17 protein-coding genes are annotated in these 20,291 nt (G+C 44.4%); 8 read left to right on the forward strand and 9 right to left on the reverse strand.

What is annotated here, in order from left to right; genetic code table 11:
• Positions 1-128: 128 nt before the first annotated feature.
• The 6 genes from lpdA to ampD all read right to left on the reverse strand — a co-directional run bounded on the left by lpdA (position 129) and on the right by ampD (position 8,607).
• Complete coding sequence (gene lpdA / locus AX660_RS00005; RefSeq protein ID WP_068370648.1) at positions 129-1,550, reverse strand: dihydrolipoyl dehydrogenase; 1,422 nt, start codon at positions 1,548-1,550, stop codon at positions 129-131.
• Between the two features lie 116 nt (positions 1,551-1,666).
• Entirely contained in the window at positions 1,667-3,325 is a 1,659-nt protein-coding gene (gene aceF, locus AX660_RS00010) for a dihydrolipoyllysine-residue acetyltransferase (protein ID WP_068370651.1), read from the reverse strand.
• A 26-nt stretch (positions 3,326-3,351) separates the two neighbouring features.
• Positions 3,352-6,027, reverse strand: coding sequence for a pyruvate dehydrogenase (acetyl-transferring), homodimeric type (aceE, locus tag AX660_RS00015; RefSeq protein ID WP_068370653.1), 2,676 nt, complete (start codon positions 6,025-6,027; stop codon positions 3,352-3,354).
• Positions 6,028-6,124: 97 nt separating this feature from the next.
• A complete protein-coding gene (gene pdhR, locus AX660_RS00020) occupies positions 6,125-6,877 on the reverse strand; it encodes a pyruvate dehydrogenase complex transcriptional repressor PdhR (protein ID WP_068370656.1) in 753 nt (250 codons plus the stop codon).
• A gap of 183 nt (positions 6,878-7,060) precedes the next feature.
• On the reverse strand, positions 7,061-7,885 hold the full coding sequence (gene ampE, locus AX660_RS00025) for a beta-lactamase regulator AmpE (protein ID WP_068370659.1): 825 nt from the start codon (positions 7,883-7,885) through the stop codon (positions 7,061-7,063).
• Between the two features lie 167 nt (positions 7,886-8,052).
• On the reverse strand, positions 8,053-8,607 hold the full coding sequence (gene ampD, locus AX660_RS00030; protein ID WP_082768664.1) for a 1,6-anhydro-N-acetylmuramyl-L-alanine amidase AmpD: 555 nt from the start codon (positions 8,605-8,607) through the stop codon (positions 8,053-8,055).
• Between the two features lie 131 nt (positions 8,608-8,738).
• Between ampD and AX660_RS00035 the strand changes: the two genes are divergently transcribed.
• The gene (locus AX660_RS00035; RefSeq protein WP_068371073.1) at positions 8,739-9,215 is read left to right on the forward strand and encodes a retropepsin-like aspartic protease family protein; all 477 of its coding nucleotides are present in this window, start codon (positions 8,739-8,741) and stop codon (positions 9,213-9,215) included.
• Between the two features lie 250 nt (positions 9,216-9,465).
• Here AX660_RS00035 and AX660_RS00040 read toward each other — a convergent pair whose 3' ends face one another.
• The 3 genes from AX660_RS00040 to AX660_RS00050 are packed head-to-tail and all read right to left on the reverse strand — an operon-like array spanning position 9,466 to position 12,231.
• Positions 9,466-10,536 (reverse strand): aldose epimerase family protein, encoded by a 1,071-nt coding sequence (locus AX660_RS00040; protein ID WP_068370664.1) that lies wholly within the window; start codon positions 10,534-10,536, stop codon positions 9,466-9,468.
• 10 nt (positions 10,537-10,546) lie between these two features.
• A complete protein-coding gene (locus tag AX660_RS00045; RefSeq protein WP_235594621.1) occupies positions 10,547-11,284 on the reverse strand; it encodes a FadR/GntR family transcriptional regulator in 738 nt (245 codons plus the stop codon).
• A gap of 53 nt (positions 11,285-11,337) precedes the next feature.
• Positions 11,338-12,231 (reverse strand): SMP-30/gluconolactonase/LRE family protein, encoded by an 894-nt coding sequence (locus tag AX660_RS00050; protein WP_068370666.1) that lies wholly within the window; start codon positions 12,229-12,231, stop codon positions 11,338-11,340.
• A 573-nt stretch (positions 12,232-12,804) separates the two neighbouring features.
• Between AX660_RS00050 and mraZ the strand changes: the two genes are divergently transcribed.
• Genes mraZ through mraY form a run of 7 tightly spaced genes read left to right on the forward strand, consistent with a single transcriptional unit; the run spans position 12,805 to position 20,291 of the window.
• Positions 12,805-13,263 carry a division/cell wall cluster transcriptional repressor MraZ gene (gene mraZ / locus AX660_RS00055; RefSeq protein ID WP_068370668.1) on the forward strand — a complete coding sequence of 153 codons (459 nt, stop codon included), beginning with the start codon at positions 12,805-12,807 and terminating at the stop codon, positions 13,261-13,263.
• The gene (rsmH, locus tag AX660_RS00060) at positions 13,263-14,198 is read left to right on the forward strand and encodes a 16S rRNA (cytosine(1402)-N(4))-methyltransferase RsmH (protein ID WP_068370673.1); all 936 of its coding nucleotides are present in this window, start codon (positions 13,263-13,265) and stop codon (positions 14,196-14,198) included. The genes mraZ and rsmH overlap by 1 nt, the downstream gene beginning before the upstream one ends.
• Positions 14,195-14,515: a cell division protein FtsL gene (gene ftsL, locus AX660_RS00065; protein ID WP_068370676.1), complete on the forward strand. Its 321-nt coding sequence runs from the start codon at positions 14,195-14,197 to the stop codon at positions 14,513-14,515. The genes rsmH and ftsL overlap by 4 nt, the downstream gene beginning before the upstream one ends.
• Positions 14,512-16,269 carry a penicillin-binding transpeptidase domain-containing protein gene (locus AX660_RS00070; protein WP_068370679.1) on the forward strand — a complete coding sequence of 586 codons (1,758 nt, stop codon included), beginning with the start codon at positions 14,512-14,514 and terminating at the stop codon, positions 16,267-16,269. The genes ftsL and AX660_RS00070 overlap by 4 nt, the downstream gene beginning before the upstream one ends.
• Positions 16,259-17,812, forward strand: a complete 1,554-nt coding sequence (gene murE / locus AX660_RS00075) for a UDP-N-acetylmuramoyl-L-alanyl-D-glutamate--2,6-diaminopimelate ligase (RefSeq protein ID WP_235594622.1) — start codon at positions 16,259-16,261, stop codon at positions 17,810-17,812. Before AX660_RS00070 ends, murE begins: the two co-directional genes overlap by 11 nt.
• On the forward strand, positions 17,809-19,215 hold the full coding sequence (locus AX660_RS00080; RefSeq protein WP_068370682.1) for a UDP-N-acetylmuramoyl-tripeptide--D-alanyl-D-alanine ligase: 1,407 nt from the start codon (positions 17,809-17,811) through the stop codon (positions 19,213-19,215). Before murE ends, AX660_RS00080 begins: the two co-directional genes overlap by 4 nt.
• Positions 19,209-20,291, forward strand: a complete 1,083-nt coding sequence (mraY, locus tag AX660_RS00085) for a phospho-N-acetylmuramoyl-pentapeptide-transferase (RefSeq protein WP_068370685.1) — start codon at positions 19,209-19,211, stop codon at positions 20,289-20,291. The genes AX660_RS00080 and mraY overlap by 7 nt, the downstream gene beginning before the upstream one ends.

Genomic DNA, 20,291 nt, shown 5'->3' on the forward strand with positions numbered 1-20,291 from the left:
AGGAAAGAGCTTACCCAAGATGGATAAAGCCCAAAACAAGTCGATACCCCCACAAACAGAAAAATGCCAGTCAGCTTAACTGACTGGCATTAGCCCGTAGGCCCTTAATCAATTTAATTGTTTAAAGCTTACTTTTTCTTGGCTTTAGGATTAGGCAAGTCAGTAATGCTACCTTCGTACATTTCTGCCGCTAAACCAATAGACTCGTTAAGTGTAGGGTGAGCATGAATGGTTAAAGCGATGTCTTCTGCATCAGCGCCCATTTCAATAGCTAAGCCAATTTCACCTAACATTTCACCGGCGTTGATACCCACAATGGCACCACCTAAAATGCGATGTGAATCTTTATCAAAGATAAGTTTAGTCATACCTTCTGTACGACCAGAAGCAATAGCACGGCCTGATGCCGCCCATGGGAAGCTTGCGCTTTCTACTTTCAAGCCTTGTTCTTTGGCTTCTTTCTCAGTGATACCTACCCAAGCCATTTCTGGATCGGTATAAGCAACAGAAGGAATGCACTTAGGATCAAAGTAGTGTTTCATGCCTGAAATAACTTCGGCAGCAACGTGGCCTTCATGTACCGCTTTATGGGCTAACATAGGTTGACCAATTACATCACCAATAGCAAAAATGTGCGCTACGTTAGTACGTAATTGTTTATCAACATTGATAAAACCACGCTCATCAACATGAACGCCGGCTTTTTCGGCATCAATCAATTTACCGTTAGGACGACGACCAACAGCAACCAATACTTTGTCATAACGAACTGCTTCAGCAGGCGCTTGTTTGCCTTCAAAAGTCACATACAAACCGTCTTTTTTAGCTTCAACGCCAGTGACTTTGGTTTCTAACATGACGTTGAATTTGTCTTTGATGAATTTTTGGTAAATCTTAACCACGTCTTTATCAGCGGCAGGTACCAGTTGATCTAAAAACTCAACGACATCAATTTGTGAGCCAAGTGCACGATATACCGTACCCATTTCTAAGCCAATAATACCGCCACCTAGGACTAACATTTTGCCTGGGATGTCGGCCATTTCAAGGGCGCCGGTTGAGTCGATTACGCGAGCATCATCTTTTGGAATGAAAGGCAAGCTCACTGGCTCTGAACCTGCGGCAATGATGGCATTGTCAAAAGTGATGACAGTTTTACCATCTGGGCCATCGACTTCTAAAGTATTGCTGCCAGTAAATTTGCCGTAACCTTGCACATGTTTTACTTTGCGCATTTTAGACATGCCGCTCAGGCCTTTAGTCAACTGACTAACAACACTGTCTTTCCAACCACGTACTTTATCTAAATCGATTTTAGGCTCGCCAAAAGTAACACCGTGAGCGGCCATTTCTTTGGCATCATCGATTACTTTCGCGACGTGTAGTAGAGCTTTAGAAGGGATACAACCTACGTTTAAACATACGCCACCCAATGTTTCACGGGCGTCAACGATAACGGCTTCAATACCTAAGTCAGCAGCACGGAATGCCGCAGAGTAACCACCAGGGCCTGCACCTAATACAACAAGCTGTGTTTTTATTTCGCTCATGTGAACCTCAATTTATGCTATTTGTAACAGTATGTGGTGTTATCTACATACCGCGAATAAATTCTATTTAATGCTAAGTAATTAAGCGGTAACGGTTAAATGCTACCGCTTTTTTACTAAAGAACCAACCTACGTAAATCAGTTAAGTTTGCCGCCACTTCAGTTGAGAAGCGTGCACCTACCGCACCATCAATCACTCGATGATCATAAGATAAACTTAAAGGCACCATCAAACGTGGTACAAACTCTTTACCGTTCCACTTAGGCTTAAAGTCTGATTTAGATACACCTAAGATCGCGACTTCTGGGGCATTAACTATCGGCGTAAATGCTGTGCCTCCAATGCCACCTAAACTAGAGATGGTAAAGGTGCCGCCCTGCATATCGGCTGCTTTTAACTTGCCGTCACGGGCTTTACCTGATATTTCGATAAGCTCTTGAGACAGCTGTTCAATCCCTTTTTTGTTTACATCACGAATTACCGGAACCACTAAACCACCAGGAGTTTCTACCGCAATGCCGATATTGATAAACTTTTTCAATATCAAGCTTTCGCCATCATCAGACAAGGATGAGTTGAAGGTCGGGAATTTCTCCAGCGCTTTAGCCACTGCTTTCATCACAAATACCAGAGGAGTGATTTTTAAACCCGACTTAGTTTTTGCATGATAGGCATTTTGCTCTTTACGGAACTCTTCAACATCAGTGATATCGGCTTCATCAAACTGGGTAACATGGGGAATAGTCACCCAGTTACGATGTAAAAATGGCCCAGAAATTTTCTGAATACGAGTTAAAGGCAATACTTCAATTTCACCAAATTTACTGAAATCAATGGGCTTAACTGTGGCGATTTGCAATACGTTGTCGCCAACTGAGCCTGCGCTACCGCCTGCTGATTTAGGTTTAGCTAATTCAGCTTTTACATAGTTTTGCACGTCTTCACGTAGTATACGGTTTTTACGGCCAGTGCCTTTTACTAGACTTAAATCCACGCCAAATTCACGGGCAGTACGACGTACTGAAGGTGAGCTATGCACTAAACCTGAGGTTACACTTGCAGCTGGAGCCGCAGGTGCTGGAGCAGATGATGCAACCGGGGCCGCTTGCGGCGCTGGCGCAGCAACAGGTTTGTCAGCTACTGGAGCTGGTTTAGCTGCAGGGGCGGTAGCGCCTTGTACTTCAAGCAGTATCACTAAAGAGCCTTGTGATACTTTATCACCGACCTTTAATTTAACTTCTTTGACTATACCGCCTTTAGGCGCAGGCACATCCATAGTGGCTTTGTCAGTTTCAAGCGTGACTAAACCGACTTCTGCTTCAATTTTGTCACCCACAGCGACTAAAATTTCGATCACTTCAACATCAGTGTCGCCACCAATATCGGGTACTGTGACTTCGATAATTTCAGCTTCAGTTGCTTGAGCTGGTTCTTCAGCCTTTGCCGCCTGTGGCTCTGGGGCTTTTTCTTCTTTGGCTGGTGCAACGGCTTCAGGCTCTGCTTTAGCTTTTGGGGCTTCTTCGGCTTTTGCAGCGCCAGCGGCTTTAATCTCACCGATGACATCACCTTCTTTAATTTTGTCACCGACTTTGACCGCCAAGCTTAGTAATTCACCGGCCATTGGCGCAGGAATATCCATCGAAGCTTTGTCAGTTTCAACCGTAATAATACCGTCGTTGGCTTCTAGTGTGTCACCAACGGCAAAACAAATTTCAATAATCTCAACTTCTTCGCCGCCAACATCTGGGACTAGAATTTTTTGAATATCAGACATAAGGGTCTCCTTTATCTAGTCACAAATTACGCGTACAGCGGGTTCATTTTATCGGTTTTAATACCGAACTTCTTAATCGCTTCAGTCACGAGCTTTTTGTCTACCGTACCTTTATTGGCTAATTCAAATAATGCCGCAACCACGACATAACCCGCATTAACTTCAAAGTGAGTACGTAAGTTTTCACGACTATCAGAACGACCAAAACCATCAGTTCCTAAACAACGATATTCAGTATCGATAAAGGCACGAACTTGGTCTGAATAGGATTTAATGTAATCTGTTGCGGCAATGGCAGGGCCAGCATCTTTAGTGATCACAGTACTGATATAAGCTTGTTTTTGCTTAGACTCTGGATTTAGCATATTCCAACGCACTACGTCTTGACCTTCACGAGCTAACTCGTTGAATGAAGTAACCGAATAAACATCAGACGAAATATTGTAATCTGCACTGAGTATTTGTGCGGCTTTACGTACTTCGTTTAAAATCGTACCAGAACCTAAAAGCTGCACGTTTGCTTTGGCTTTTTTCGTTTCTACACGCTCAAGTTTGTAAATACCCTTAATGATTTGCTCTGCAACCTTAGGATCTTCCGGCATAGCAGGATGTTGATAGTTTTCATTCATCAGGGTGATGTAGTAGAAAACATTTTGGTTTTCAACATACATACGGCGTAAACCGTGTTGAATGATAACCGCGATTTCATAACCGTATGTTGGATCGTAAGTTACGCAGTTAGGGATTAAGTTAGCTTGTACATGTGAGTGACCATCTTGGTGCTGTAAACCTTCGCCGTTTAGGGTAGTACGGCCAGCCGTGGCACCCAATAAGAAACCACGTGCCTGACTATCACCGGCTGCCCAAGCTAAATCGCCAACACGTTGGAAACCAAACATTGAGTAATAAGTGTAGAACGGAATCGTCGTGGTATTACAGGTTGAATAAGACGTACCAGAAGCAACCCATGATGCCATTGCACCTAACTCGTTAATACCTTCTTGTAATACCTGACCTTTTTTGTCTTCACGGTAGTAAGCCACTTGGTCAGCATCTTGCGGAATGTATTTTTGTCCTTCATTGGCGTAAATACCCACTTGACGAAACAAACCTTCCATACCAAAGGTACGGGCTTCATCTGGAATGATAGGCACAATGCGATTGCCGATTTTTTTGTCTTTTAGTAGGGCGGTTAGTACCCGCACAAAAGTCATGGTCGACGATACTTCACGATCACCAGAACCTTTCAAAATAGCATCAAAAGCTGATAATTCTGGCGTTTCTAGCGTTTCTTCAGCTTGTGCACGACGCGCAGGTAAAGTGCCACCTAAGGCTTCGCGGCGCGCTTTCATGTATTTAAGTTCTGGACTGTCTTCAGCAAACTTAAAGTAAGGAAGTTCAGCGATATCCTCGTCTGCAACAGGGATATTAAAACGGTCACGGAAATTCTTAATTGAATCCACGTCCATTTTTTTAACGTTATGGGCAATGTTTAAGGCTTCACCTGAGGCACCTAAACCAAAACCTTTGATGGTTTTCGCTAAGATAACGCTAGGACGGCCTTTAGTGTCGATAGCTTTTTGGTAAGCCGCGAATACTTTAACCGGATCATGACCACCGCGGTTTAAGCGGAAAATTTCTTCGTCTGACATATTGGCTACAAGTGCCGCCGTTTCAGGATATTTGTTGAAGAAGTTTTCGCGAGTATATTTGCCGCCTTTGGCTTTACAGTTTTGGTATTCACCGTCCACTGTTTCTGCCATCAACTGCATTAATTTACCTGATTTGTCGCGTGCCAGAAGAGCATCCCAATAGCTGCCCCAAATGACTTTTAAGACTTCCCAGCCAGCGCCACGGAAGGTACCTTCAAGTTCTTGGATGATTTTGCCATTACCACGTACCGGGCCATCAAGGCGCTGTAAGTTACAGTTAATCACAAACGTCAGGTTGTCTAAACCTTCACGGGTAGCAAGGCCGATAGCACCTAATGATTCTGGCTCATCACACTCACCATCACCCATATAACAATAGACGCGCTGACCTGAGCAATCTTTAATGCCACGGTCGGTTAGGTATTTCAAAAAACGTGCAGTATAAATCGCCTGCAATGGACCTAAGCCCATAGAAACAGTAGGGAACTGCCAGTAGTCTTTCATCAAATGTGGATGAGGATAAGAAGATAAACCGTTGCCATCACATTCCTGACGGAAGTTATCTAATTGTTCAGCCGTTAAGGCACCTTCAACAAAAGAACGCGCATAAATACCCGGTGAGATATGGCCTTGCGAGAAAATAAAGTCTCCACCGTTTACCGCGTTAGGGCCTTTGAAGAAATGGTTGAAACCTACATCATATAACATGGCAGAAGAAGCAAAACTGCCAATGTGGCCACCTAGTTCTAAGTTTTTCCTAGAGGCACGTAAAACAATCATCAATGCATTCCAACGAATAGCCGCACGAATACGTGCTTCCATTGTTCGATCGCCAGGCATAGTAGGCTCTTGAGCTACTGGAATTGTATTGATATAGGCAGTAGTCGCTGTGTAGGGCAAATGCGCCCCATTGCGACGAGCCTTATCAATTAAACTTTCAAGCAGAAAATGGGCTCGTTCTGGGCCTTCTGCTGCCAGTACTGCGTCTAGCGCATCTAACCATTCTTGGGTTTCTTGTGGATCAACATCCGAATGCATCATATCAGCCATGGTGCTTTCCTATTTTAAATTGTTAATGGTGACACTTATTGAAAACCCCTAAGGATAGTAGATTTTCCGTTAAGGGGCTTAAATTCGATAAGTTGTTTTATTTTACTTCTATCCGCCGCAAGGCACGCTGCATGCGCATGTCTTGGCGATTAATGTTTAATAAGGTTTCTTCTATAAATGCTAAATGTTCATTACTGGCTTGACGTGCACGTTCAGGATCGCCAGCCAATATCGCGTGAACGATAAGCTCCCTCTGCCGATTTATCGTCAGTTGTGCTTCTGCATGACTAGCCAACACTTCCAAGTTGCGTTGAATATTGTCTTGCAGCATCGTTTGTAAACTACGCATAACATGCAGTAATACCAAGTTATGCGCGGCGCCAGCCATGGTCAGGTAAAAATTGACTAAGGCTTTTGCTTCGATACTTTTATCCGATGAATTAGCCCCAAGTGGTAAATCACTCAAGGCCTTTTGTAGTGCGCTAAAATCATCGGGTTGACCACGTAATGCAGCATAATAAGCGGCCATGCCTTCAAGGGCATGACGAAACTCTAATAAATCAAACTGCATTTCTGGCCGATCAGACAACAATAACAACAAGGGATCGGTAATTAATTCATTTAATCTTGGCTTAACAAAGGTGCCGCCACCTTGTTTACGTTCAACTAAATTTTTGGCTTCTAATTTTTGTATGGCTTCACGTACTGAAGGGCGAGATACCGCAAATTTTTCAGCGAGCTCTCTTTCCGGCGGAAGTTTTTGTCCGGCTAAAAACGTGCCATCGAGTATCATGGATTCAAGCTGCTCCATGATGTCGTCGGATAGTTTTCTGGATTGAACTTTGCGCATTACTGCCCTTTGGCTAACTAAAGTCATTACGGTAAATTGGTAAGACCATTTAACCTAATAGCTTAGTAGACATTAAAGGCTGGGTAAACAACAATTTAATATCAGGGCAGAAGAACCCTCGAAAATATCTCCTTTCCCTTGATTTATCGAGGGTTTTTAGAACGACTTTGGTGGTCAGACCAACTAATTTATCCAACCAGAAAGGGTTAATAATGCGATAGCAACCAAAATAAACATCACATTTCGTTTAGCCAAACGTACCAAGGTGCAGGGTTCTTGAGCACAATTGTTTTCGTCTCGTTCAACTTCTTCGGCTTGTACTGCGACATCAATTAACAAAGTTTTGGCAGAAATTTGTGGATCAAGTAAATGACCGAACCAGGTAGGAAAGGCGCGGGAAAAATGTCCAACCAATAAAAATCCTAAGGCAGTAATGCGCACAGGCACCCAGTCAAGTACATGCATTAAAACACGTGCATCAGCAGCGGAGGGATGTCGAGTGATTTTAAGCTGTTTATAGGTTTCTCGGGCTAATACATAAAGCAAAGCGCCACTGGCTCCTAGTGCGGTAAACCACAATATAACAGAGGCGTAATGCAGGTAATTTTGCCATACCAAATTACGCCCAAAATCTTCTAGGTTTTCTTCAGGCTCACCGATTTGGTCAGCATATAAACTACAGGCTTCAAGATCACCACGATTTGCTGCTTGTAAAAAACATTTATAGGTGGCACGCACGGCCGGGCAACCCACACAAACCATTAAAATTGCTGTACTGAGCACCAATTCAAACAAGCCATGTGAAAATTTTTGTACGAGGAAATACACCGCTATGACAGGCACTATTATGATAGCCAACCACCACCACGACCTAGTATCTGAGTCCTGATTTTTTAGACTAGCGGCTGATCCTTGGTATTTATTAAAATAAAACTCGAACTGCCAATATTGTGATTTGGTCGTTACACGTTCAACCAGTAATACCAGTAGCAAACTGATAATTGTCATCAGGTTTTATCTCCAAATAAACTATGCCTTTATATGCCCTTCATCGTTGAAACTGCACGTTTTGTCGGCTGCACTCATTTTGCCGCCGCCGTGCAATCCCAATTATTTTGAGCATAACCTATGTAAACAATATATCACTTAAGTTTTAAGCAAGTAACACTTGCCGCTTACGCAAACAATGACTGACGAAAGAACGGCCAATTAAAGGCGCTGCCGGGATCAGTCTTACGGCCCGGTGCAATATCATTATGGCCAACAATTCGTGAAAGATTAATGTGGGGATAATAGGTCATGATGTGGCGACTCACAGTGACTAAACTTTGATACTGCTCAGAGGTATAGGGAATATCATCACTCCCTTCTAACTCGATACCAATAGAATAATCGTTGCAAATAGCACGGCCTTGAAAACTCGATTTACCTGCATGCCATGCACGTTGTGAAAATGGTACAAACTGCACTATCTGGCCATTGCGTTTGATCAGGCAATGGGCAGACACTCGCATATCAGCGATTTCGACAAAATATGGGTGTTTATCTTTATCTAGCTGACCACAAAAAAATTGCTCAATATAACTGCCACCAAATTGTTTGGGTGGTAGGGAAATATTGTGAATGACCAGTAGTGAAACATCATCAGCCTTGGGCCTGGTATCCCAATGAGTAGTAGGACAACTTTGCGCAGCAGGAAAGAATTCAGCAGGACCTAAGTGATTGATAATATGACTTCTTGTAAAATTTTCAGCAGAATACCGCTATCATAGCAGCCTGAATGTTAGCGTGGTCAAGTACCATGTTTAAAAAGGTGGAGTAAAAGCACTTGTCTGAGCAACAAAGTAAAATTGGAAAAGGTATGTTGGTTATTGCTTGGATCGCAGGACTCGGGCTATTAACACTGGTGTTTGATGAGCAATTAACTGAGCAATTTAATCCAAATCGCAAGCCGGATTCAGTCACTTCACAAGGTGTGAGTGAAGTAAAATTACAGCAAAATCGGGGCGGCCACTACGTGACATCGGGTTTAGTGAACCAGCAGCCCGTGATCTTTATGTTAGACACCGGCGCAACTCATGTTTCGGTGCCACGGCACTTAGCCGACAGACTTAACTTACGTGCAGGGACCATGTATCCGGTACAAACCGCCAATGGCGTTATTCAGGTAGCACAAACCACCATAGATCAATTATCCATAGGCGATATTCAGTTGTTTAACGTAAGTGCCAGTATTAACCCTAATGATCAAAGCGATGAAATACTGTTAGGCATGAGTGCCTTAAAACGTCTTGAATTTACCCAAAAAGGCGAGTGGCTGATATTACGGAATTTGTGAATTAGCATTGGGGCTAAAAAGCATGCGCTGGCGCTTATGGCATCCATGTCTTCATTTCAAACCATGTCCCGTGGCTCGCCTCACTTTTTTTGTAAAGTGCATCCTTGCACTTTACCTGACGCCAGCTAAAGCTGTCCTATATTTATCTCGTAAATATGGTCAGGCATATCCCGCAGGGATGCGGGTAAGCGAAGCGCATAATCTTAGTGGCCGCAGGCCATGCTTTAAAGAATCTAGCTAAGCTAAAGGCTTAGCTAGGGACTATTACTTGATACTCCGTCACCGAGTAAAACTGCTGATCTTTTTCCAGCGTAGCGCTAGGGAAAGATGGCTGATTCGGTGAGTCAGGGTAAAACTGGGTTTCAAAACACAGGGCGCCATTGCCTTGATAGGCGACTCCGTCCTTACCAATAGGCTCGGCGCCTAAATAGTTGGCGGTGTAAAGCTGAATTCCCGGCATGGTGGTGTTGACTATTAACTTACGGCCAGATTGGGTATCTTGTGCCATGGCGGCATAAAACGGCTGTTTAAGTCCTGCCTGATAATCATCTAAACACCAGTTGTGATCAAAACCATTGCCATATTTAATTTGCTGATGATCTGTAGCACCAAGACCTTTTGTCACGGGTGTCAGTTTGCGCAAATCAAAGGGGGTATCAGCCACTTGAGCTAATTCTCCGTTAGGAATGGCATTGGCGTCGGTGGGGGTAAAATGGCTAGCGAGAATTTGCACATTGTGGCTGTTGATGTTGCCACTTTGATGGCCGGCTAAATTAAAATAGCTATGCTGGGTGGGGTTGTAGACAGTGGTTTGATCGCTGCTGGCGAAATACTCAATTTTAAGAGTGTTGTTAGCACTTAGAGTATAAATCACTTTGGCACGAAGTTGTCCAGGAAAGCCTTGGTCGCCATCTTCACTTATGAGTTCAAACGATAGACTGGGTTCGTCACCTTGATTCAGGATAGTGGCAGTCCATACACGATGATGAAAGCCGTCAGAGCCGCCATGTAAACAGTTACCACCCTGATTCACATCTACCTGATATTGTTGGCCTTGTAGGCTGAACTTGCCATGTTTTATACGGTTGGCATAACGGCCAACCACTGTACCAAGGTAGGATTGGTCGACTAAGTAATCGGCTAGAGTATCAAAACCCAATACGATATCGACGGGCGCCCCACTACTGTTTGGCACCAACCAGCGGCGGATAATGCCACCAAGATTGAGGATCTCAACCCTCATACCCTGAGCGTTGACTAAGCTGAATTGTATTACTTCTTGACCATTGGCCATGTGGCCGAAGTTTTGTTGTGAAATCATCTTGTTGTTCCTACTTTTCCGTTTTCGTTTTTAAGGCGAGTTCATTCGCCAAGGCATTATTGACTAAGGTTTTAGCTTCATTGAGCAAAGCACGCATCGCGTTTTCTGCACCTTGTTGGTCACCTGCCAGAATATAGTTGAGGATATGACGATGATCTTCAACACTGGCTTTATCGACTCCTTTAATGCGGTTAGTCATGCGAATACTAAAACGCAGGGCTACGTCGATGGTATGGCGCATATTCCAGAAAAAACGGTTGTTACTAGCGGCTAAGATACCCACATGAAAGGCAATGTCGGCTTCCAAATGATCATCCTCGCTGTTTGCTGTGGCTTCCATTCTGGCAATCGCCAGATTAAGCGTATCGCGGCTGGCATGGTTTAAATTAAGTGCCGCTAAACCCGCAGCGGCAGGCTCTAAGGCCAGTCGCATATCCACAAATTCAGCAATGATCGGCAATGAACCTTGACGCTCCAACATCCAATTGAGGATATCAGGATCAGAAAGGTTCCACTGGGATTCGGGCAAAACTATGGTGCCGCGTCTAGGACGTGCATCCAGCATGCCTTTGGCGGTTAACATTTTGACTGCTTCGCGCAATACCGTACGACTTGCATCAAAGGATTCACACAATAAGGCTTCAGCCTGTAATGGCTCACCTTGTGGATGTTCCCCTAAAGCAATGGCTTTACCCAAAGACTGCACTATGTGGCGGGTAAAGTTTCCACTAAACATTTTATTTGCCATTATTCTTCTCTTTTTTGTCTCTGCTCTTGGCTGAGCCAGTTGGTATTTTTATATTAATTTTTTGGAATTTCCATACGACATATGGCTTCAGGTAATCCACGGTAGGGAGTAGTAAAAATAAAAATATCACCATCATCTTGGCTTAGCGTATCGCTTTGTAAACCTTGTCTGGCTGAGGTAATGCACAAGTATTGTAAGTCGGGGCCGGCAAAACTCACACAGGAGGGTTGTTGGCAGGGCAGGGCTAAGGTCAGCAATAATTGGCCTTCAGGGCTATAACGTTTTACGCTTGAACTACCCCACTGGGCGCTCCATAAACAACCTTCATTATCAATACAGGCACCATCTGGATAGGCTCCCGGCTCGGTAGTGGCAAAAAGTTGTAACTGACCCATATCGCCAGTGAGTGGATCAAACTCAGCTACGTCAATACGGCGTTTGGGTGAATCGGCAAAATACACTTTGTCGGCTTTGGGGCTCCAACACAGGCTGTTGGCGATTTCTATGCCTGTTAGTTGTTCACTCAAACTACTATCTAAATTTAAGCGATAAAGGGCGCCAGTTAAGTGTTCAGCCATTGGCGGTTCGACCATAGAACCGGCCCAAAAACGACCTTGGCGATCAACCCGCCCATCATTCATGCGTAAGTTCGGTAAACTGACCGGCGTTTTTACGATCCACTGAATTTGTTGGGTACTGGGGTTAAAAAATGCAAAACCTGAGGCAAAAGCACAAATAAACCATTGTGGATCAAGGCTCAGACCAAAGCTGCATAATTTCTCTGGGCAAGGGAAGGTGTTGATATCGCCGTTGAGATTGGTGCAATACAATAAGTTATTATGAATATCCGTCCAATATAAAAGCTGTGTGCGGTGATCCCAGATCACACCTTCACCTAGAGTATTGGCGACTGGCAGTTGCTGCTCAAGTTTGATGTCATTTAACAAAGCACACTATTCCTACTTACATCTAGCTGAATTGACTCGGTTTGAAGCCTAACCTTCTTCCTTGAAACCGCACGTTTGTTAGCTGTACTCACTCATCCCAATCACTTAGTAGGACTAAGCTCATGGGGCTGAGTTCCTTCGCCGCCGCCGTGCAATTCCAATGATTTTGGGTATAAATCTTTGATTCTTATTGGTAAATCATCTAAACATCACTGTTTTAAATAGTATAATATTATTTAAAGGCAGGGCATCTTATAAATTATGGTGTTTTGCTTATTTAACTTGTTTAAAGCTTGTTACTCCTCTTCAGTACCTCACTATTTTCAGTAAATTCGGTGTCGCCTGTTAGCGCCACCTAAAACCTTTTTTCAGCGATATCAGACACTTCCGCAAACCCTTAATTTCTGCGGTTTGGAAAGCTGTCTATTTGCTGTTTTTAGTCCTTGACATGTAATGCAAGTGGTACATAAACTGTGCATCGTGGGTAAAAGTGGCATAAAGTGGATCTAAGAAGTCAATTTACCGTATAAACCATCCAATTCGACAGATAAAAATATAAAAAAGGTTAGGGGAATGTTCCGCGGCGCTAATGCAATCAGTTTAGATATCAAAGGTCGTGTAACGATACCCACTCGGTATCGTCAGTCTTTGCTGGACGATTGTCAGGGACAATTGGTTTGTACAATCGACACACAACAACCTTGCTTGCTGCTTTACCCACTTCCCGAATGGGAAGAAATCGAGTTAAAACTCAGCCGTTTATCCAGTATGAATCCTCATGAGCGTCGTTTGCAGCGTTTGCTGTTGGGTTATGCCATGGAAGGAGAAATGGATAAAAACGGGCGTTTTCTGCTTAGCGCACCTCTTCGTCAACACGCTAAATTAGACAAAAATATTATGCTGGTGGGCCAGTTTAATAAGTTTGAGCTTTGGGATGCTGATGTATGGCAGCAACAGATTGGTTTAGATGTCGTCACTGAACAACAAGCTGAATTTGAGTTGACCGAGCGTTTACAGGACTTTTCACTGTAATGGATAACGAATTTTCCCACTATTCGGTGTTATTACAAGAGTCTCTTGATGCACTGGCGATCAATCCTGATGGTATTTATCTGGATGGCACTTTTGGCCGTGGTGGACATAGTCAACATATCCTCAATGCTTTATCTCCTAAAGGTCGTTTAATTGCCTTGGATCGTGATCCTCAGGCCATTGCTGCGGCCCAGCGCTTTGCCGATGATGCACGTTTTTCTATTCACCATGTGGCTTTTTCGCAAATGGCTGAAGTGGCTGAGCAATTAAACTTGGTGGGTAAAATCGACGGTATCTTGTTGGACTTAGGAGTGTCTTCACCCCAACTTGATGATGCTCAGCGTGGTTTTAGTTTTATGCGTGAAGGACCGCTGGATATGCGCATGGATACCAGTAAAGGTTTGAGTGCAGCTCAGTGGTTAGCTATTGCTGATGAGCAAGACATCACTCAAGTAATCAAAGAGCTGGGTGAAGAAAAATTTGGTAAACGTATCGCTCATGGCATTGTAAACGCCCGTGCAATTGCACCTATCGAAACTACTTTGCAACTAGCCGCCATAATCGATGAGGCCGTGCCGGTTAAAGATAAGTTTAAACATCCTGCCACTCGCAGCTTTCAAGCTATTCGTATGTATATCAATAGTGAGTTGGATGAAATACGCACTGCCCTCAAATTAGCGTTGTCAATCTTAAGTCCTGGTGGCCGTTTGGCTGTGATCAGTTTTCATTCTTTAGAGGATCGTATCGTAAAACGCTTTGTCCGCGATCAAAGCAAAGGTCAGGACTTCCCCCATGGCATGCCCATCATGCAGGCGCAAATTGATGCCTCCAAGGCCATGAAACTTATCGGCAAAGCCATCATGCCCGGGCCTAGTGAGTTAAAACAAAATGTACGTTCTCGTAGTGCGGTATTAAGGGTGGCGGAAAAACTATGACCACCGCCAATACCAACTTCAATTTACTCAGTTTTATCTTTGCTGATTTAGCCCGCCACCCTGTGCGGGTTTTGTTGTTTCTGGCGGTATTGCTTAGTGCTGGCGCGGTTATCCTCAGTGCTCACCATAATCGGCAGATGGCGATTGCGCTGGAAAAACTTATGCAGCAGCAAGATCAGTTGGATGTGGAGTGGCGCCATTTAGTGTTAGAGCAAAGCGCACTGACTGAACACAACCGCATTGAAACCTTAGTAGAAAAAAAACTGAATATGCACAGGCCTCAGCCTGGTGAAGAAGTAGTGGTGCGGATCAAATGACCCAGTTTAAGCACACTAAACGTTCGGCCCAGTCTAAGGCACTTAATGCTCCTACTTTGTTGCATTGGCGATTTTTGTTAGTGCTGTTTGTCATTATGTTGGTGTTTGTTGGCCTAGGTGTGCGCGCTGCTTACATTCAAGTATTGTCGCCAGATCAACTTATTCAACAGGGTGATAATCGTACTTTACGGACGCGCAATGATCCCATGCATCGTGGTTTGATTACCGATCGTAATGGGCAGCAGTTGGCGGTAAGTGTACCCGTCAGAGCCGTATGGGCCGATCCTAAAAAAATCGCTGATAGTGCAGGTTTTACTGATAAAAGACGTTGGCAAGCATTGGCCGAAGTACTCGGTCTGGATGTGGAAAATCTGATTGCCAAGTTAAACGACCCCACTAAACGCTTTGTGTATCTGCAACGTCAGGTATCACCCGCCATGGCCGATTATGTTGACCAGCTCAACCTCGATGGGGTCTATTTACGTGATGAATCACGTCGTTATTATCCTGCTGGTGAAGTATCTGCTCACGTGATTGGTTTTACTAATGTGGATGATCAGGGCATTGAGGGGATTGAAAAACTTTATAATGAATGGCTAACGGGTACACCGGGCAGTCGCCAAATTCGCCGTGATGGCAAAGGTCGTCAGGTTGAAATTCTCAGTACTGAAGAGGGTAAAGAAGCCCACAATATTCAGTTAACTATTGATCAGCGCATTCAAGCTTTGGCCTACAAGGAGCTTAAATGGGCGGTAAGTTATTACAATGCAACTTCAGCGTCTGCGGTCGTTACTGATGTGCGCACAGGTGAAATTTTAGCCTTGGTTAACAGCCCATCCTATAACCCTAATAATCGTCAAGGTGTCTCGGCCCATCGTATTCGTAATCGTGCAGTGACGGATGCTTATGAACCAGGTTCTGCGGTTAAACCCCTAGCTGTACTTAGTGCTTTAGAATTTGGCTCGGCCACTCCCCATACAAAAATTAATACCTCACCTGGCATGATGCATCTTGGTGGCAGGATAGTACGAGATGGGAAAAATTACGGTGAACTGGATTTAACAGACATCATTCGCCATTCAAGCAATATGGGCACATCTAAACTGGCTTTGTCAGTACCCAAAGAATATTTGATCGACATGTTTTATAACGTTGGACTCATGAGTGACAGTGGTGCCAATTTATTGGGTGAAACCAATGGTATTTTTAATGAACGCCCACGTTGGTCTGATTTTGATATAGCAACTCTGTCGTTTGGTTACGGCATATCAGTCACGGCTTTACAACTTGCTCGTATGTACAGCATTTTGGGCGACGGTGGTATTAAACGGTCTTTGAGCATAGTTAAAAGCGATCAGCCAAGCGAAAGCGAGCGTGTTATTAGTGAGAAGGGTGCACGCCAAATATTGGAAATGATGGAAACGGTAGTTCAAGAGAAAGGCACTGCACGTAAGGCTGCCGTACCAGGTTATCGTGTAGCAGGTAAAACAGGTACCAGCCGTAAAGCCATTGCCAATGGTTATGGTGAAGAGTACGTCAACATTTTTGCCGGTGTCGCGCCGGTTTCAGATCCTCAATTAGCCGTGGTTATTTTAATTAACGAACCAAAAGGCGACTTATATTATGCCGGCGATACGGCTGCGCCAGTGTTTTCCAAGGTAATGGCGGGCAGTTTACAAATGCTTAATGTCACCCCCGATGATAAAAACGTATCGTCGTTGGCAGCCATTGTAGGAGTGAGTCATGATGGTTGATATGGTGTCTATCGACAGTCAGTTTGCTGAGCCTTTTGCTCAAAGCATTCAACCCTTGTTGGCACATTTTGCTATCGATGCACCGGATATTATGGTGAGTAGCCTAGTACTCGACAGTCGTGAAGTTAGTATCCATAAAGCCTTTGTTGCGCTTAAAGGGCATAACCAAGACGGTCGGGATTTTATTCCGCAAGCCGTTAGTTTGGGTGCCAAAGTGATTATCGCACAGTGTGATAGCCAAGAAGAGCACGGCCAGATCAGCATGCGTGAGCAAAGCGTGTTGATCCATTTTTATGGCTTAGCTGAGCAACTTTCTGCCTTGGCTGCGCATTTTTATCATCAGCCGGCGAATTCGCTTTCGGTTGTTGCGGTGACGGGCACTAATGGCAAAACCTCTGTCGTGCAATTGTGTAACCAGCTCTCCAAATTATTGGGTGAGCGTTGTGCATCCATTGGCACTTTAGGGTCAGGTCTGTATCAAAGTGGCAAGCCATTAAGCACGACAGTTAATACCACTCCAGATGCTATTAGCATGCAACGTTTATTGGCTGAATTTGTTGGTGAAGGCGCGTTTCAAGTGGCACTTGAAGCTTCTTCACATGCCTTAGTACAGCAGCGTCTAGCGGCAGTTAAAACCGATGTGGCAGTATTTACTAATCTAAGCCGTGATCATCTTGATTATCATCACAATATGGAACAATACGCCCAGGCTAAACGTTTGGTACTGCAACAACCTGGCTTAAAAGCCGCGGTGATCAACGGTAATGATGCGGAACATCTTAATTGGCTCAATGACAAGCCAGCACAAGTGCAAGGTGTATTGTATGGCTTGAATATTTCAGTTAAGGCGATACCCAAAGAATATCATTATTGCATAGCCAATAATCTGCAATATACCGCCAGCGGAGTGCGCTGCTCTTTGCAGTCTTCATGGGGTAATGGTGAATTACGTTTGCGTTTGATTGGTGCATTTAATGTGGCCAATGTCCTAGCCGCCATCAGTGCTCAGTTGTGCTTAGGCAAAAGTTTGAAAAACCTTATGTATGTAGCACAAAAATTAAACCCAGTGGCGGGGCGTATGGAATTGTTTGCCCATCCTGGCAAAGCCACCGTAGTGGTGGATTATGCTCATACTCCCGATGCCTTAGAAAAATCCTTAAGCGCCTTACGCAAACATTGCCGCGGCAAGTTGTGGTGCGTATTTGGTTGTGGTGGTGATCGTGATAAAGGCAAACGTCCTTTGATGGGCGAGATTGCTGAACGTTTGGCCGACCATGTGGTGTTGACTGACGATAACGTGCGCAGCGAAGAACCCGTAAAGATTATCCAGGATATTCTACTCGGTTGCCTTGAAAGCGAGACTATTTTAGTTGAACACAGTCGCACCAAAGCCATTCAATTAGCTGCGGCACAGTGCACAGAACAAGACATTATTTTGGTGGCGGGTAAAGGTCACGAAAATTATCAAATAATAGGGCAGCAAAGCCAAGCTTACGACGAAAGAGCGTTTGTTCGGCAGTTTCAACAGGGGAAAACACTATGATCCCAGTTTCACTATCTTGGGTGACTGAGCAAGTACAGGGCAAATTGCTAGACGAAAGTCAGGCTGAGCTGATTATCGCAGGGGTGAGTACTGATACTCGCCAAATCCAAAGCGGTGATCTGTTTATCGCCCTACAAGGTCCAAATTTTGATGGGCATAAATTTGTGCAGCAAGCCAAAGATGCCGGAGCGACTGCCGCCATTGTTGTTACTCCACTGGATATGGACTTTCCGCAAATTGTTGTTGAAGACACTAAATTAGCCTTAGGCGCGTTGGCTGCAGGGGTTAAGGCCAGTGTTGCGCCGCTGACCGTGGGGATCACCGGCAGTAGCGGTAAAACCACAGTCAAAGAAATGGTGGCTGCCATCTTGTCCCGTCGTGGCAAAGTGTTAGCGACAAAAGGCAATTTTAATAATGACATCGGTGTACCTCTTACCCTATTACGTTTAGAGCATGACCATGATTACGCGGTAGTTGAAATGGGCGCTAATCATTTAGGCGAAATCGCTTACACCACCAATTTAGTTAAACCCGATGTGGCGACCATAGTGAATGCTGCGGCCGCTCATTTAGAAGGTTTTGGCAGTTTATTGGGTGTGGCTCGCGCTAAAAGTGAAATATTCAAAGGCTTGCCAGGCCATGGTTTAGCGGTACTCAACGCCGATAGCCAATTTCATGATTTTTGGAAAAGCAAATTACGTTTGAGCAAAATTCAGAGTTTTTCTATAGAAAGCCCCACTGATTTTTATGCTGAAGATACCATTTTAGGTTTAGATGGTTGCGCCCAGTTTGATTTGGTGTCACCACAGGGACGTGTCAGTGTTTCATTGTCATTACCCGGTCTACACAACGTGGGTAATGCACTGGTGGCAGCAGCTTTGGCTATGGGAGTTGGTGCTTCTTTACATGATGTTGCCGAAGGTCTGCGCTTTATGCCCCATGTGGCAGGCCGTTTACATGTCAAACAGTTAACCAACCAAGTTAAGATTTTAGACGATACCTACAACGCCAACGTGGCCTCAGTCAACGCGGCTATCGATTTGTTGTCGAGTTTTGCAGGACGCCGCATTCTAGTCTTGGGTGATATGGCCGAATTAGGCGAAAAGTCTCGTTATTATCATGAACAAGTGGGTGAATATGCCAAACAAAAAGGCATAGATCAGCTTTATACCCTTGGAGTGTTAAGTCAAAGTGCCAGCATGGTATTTGCTGGACAAGGTAAACACTTTAGCAATTTAGCGGCCCTTAATGACTTTATGTTAAGTCAGCTAGCGGGTGAGCAACGTGACATCACTATATTAGTGAAAGGCTCACGCAGCGCCAAGATGGAAAGAGTGGTAGCGGCCTTGGAGCAATCCGATTTGGGAAAGTTTGAAAGGGTTAGGGAGCGTATCGCATGTTAATTTGGTTAGCCGAGTGGCTAAAACAATATGATGCGGGATTTAATGTATTTACTTACCTAACCCTGCGCGCCATTTTAAGTACCTTAACAGCCTTATTAATTGCCTTAATCATCGGTCCTAAAATGATCCGCTTTTTGCAAAATATGCAAATCGGTCAAACGGTAAGAACGGACGGGCCACAAACTCATTTGGTTAAATCCGGTACTCCGACTATGGGTGGTTTACTGATCTTAGCGGCGATTATCGTTAGTGTTTTGTTATGGGCAGATTTAAGCAATCGCTATGTGTGGGTAACCCTGTTTGTGGTGGCTAGTTACGGTTTGATTGGTTTTGTAGATGATTATCGTAAGGTGATCCGCAAAGATGCCAAGGGCCTGATTGCGCGCTGGAAGTATTTCTGGCAATCGGTTATCGCCATTGCTGTCGCTTGGTATTTATACGCAAGCCAACAAAACCCGGCTGAAACTGCCCTGTTAGTGCCGTTTTTTAAAGAAGTCATGCCGCAAATGGGTTTGTTCTTTTTATTCTCAACCTATTTTGTCATTGTGGGCACCAGCAATGCGGTAAATTTAACCGACGGTTTAGATGGCTTAGCCATAGTGCCTACTATCTTAGTGGCCGGTGCTTTTGCGATTTTTGCTTACACCACAGGTAACGTGAATTTTTCTGCTTATCTGAATATTCCACACATCCCATTAACCAGCGAACTGGTGATTGTTTGTACCGCCATCGTTGGTGCAGGTTTAGGTTTTCTTTGGTTTAACACCTATCCAGCCCAAGTGTTTATGGGTGATGTAGGTTCGTTGGCTCTTGGCGGCACGCTTGGCATTTTGGCCGTATTAGTCCGTCAGGAGATTGTATTGATCATTATGGGCGGCGTATTTGTAGCAGAAACTCTCTCGGTCATTTTACAGGTTGGCTCCTTTAAATTACGCGGTCAGCGAATTTTTAGAATGGCACCTATTCATCATCATTACGAACTAAAAGGCTGGCCAGAGCCGCGTGTCATCGTGCGCTTTTGGATCATCTCGTTGATTTTAGTGCTTATTGGTTTAGCCACCTTAAAACTCAGGTAA

The organism is Paraglaciecola hydrolytica (genome assembly GCF_001565895.1).
In the GTDB taxonomy this organism is placed as follows: Bacteria; Pseudomonadota; Gammaproteobacteria; order Enterobacterales; family Alteromonadaceae; genus Paraglaciecola; species Paraglaciecola hydrolytica.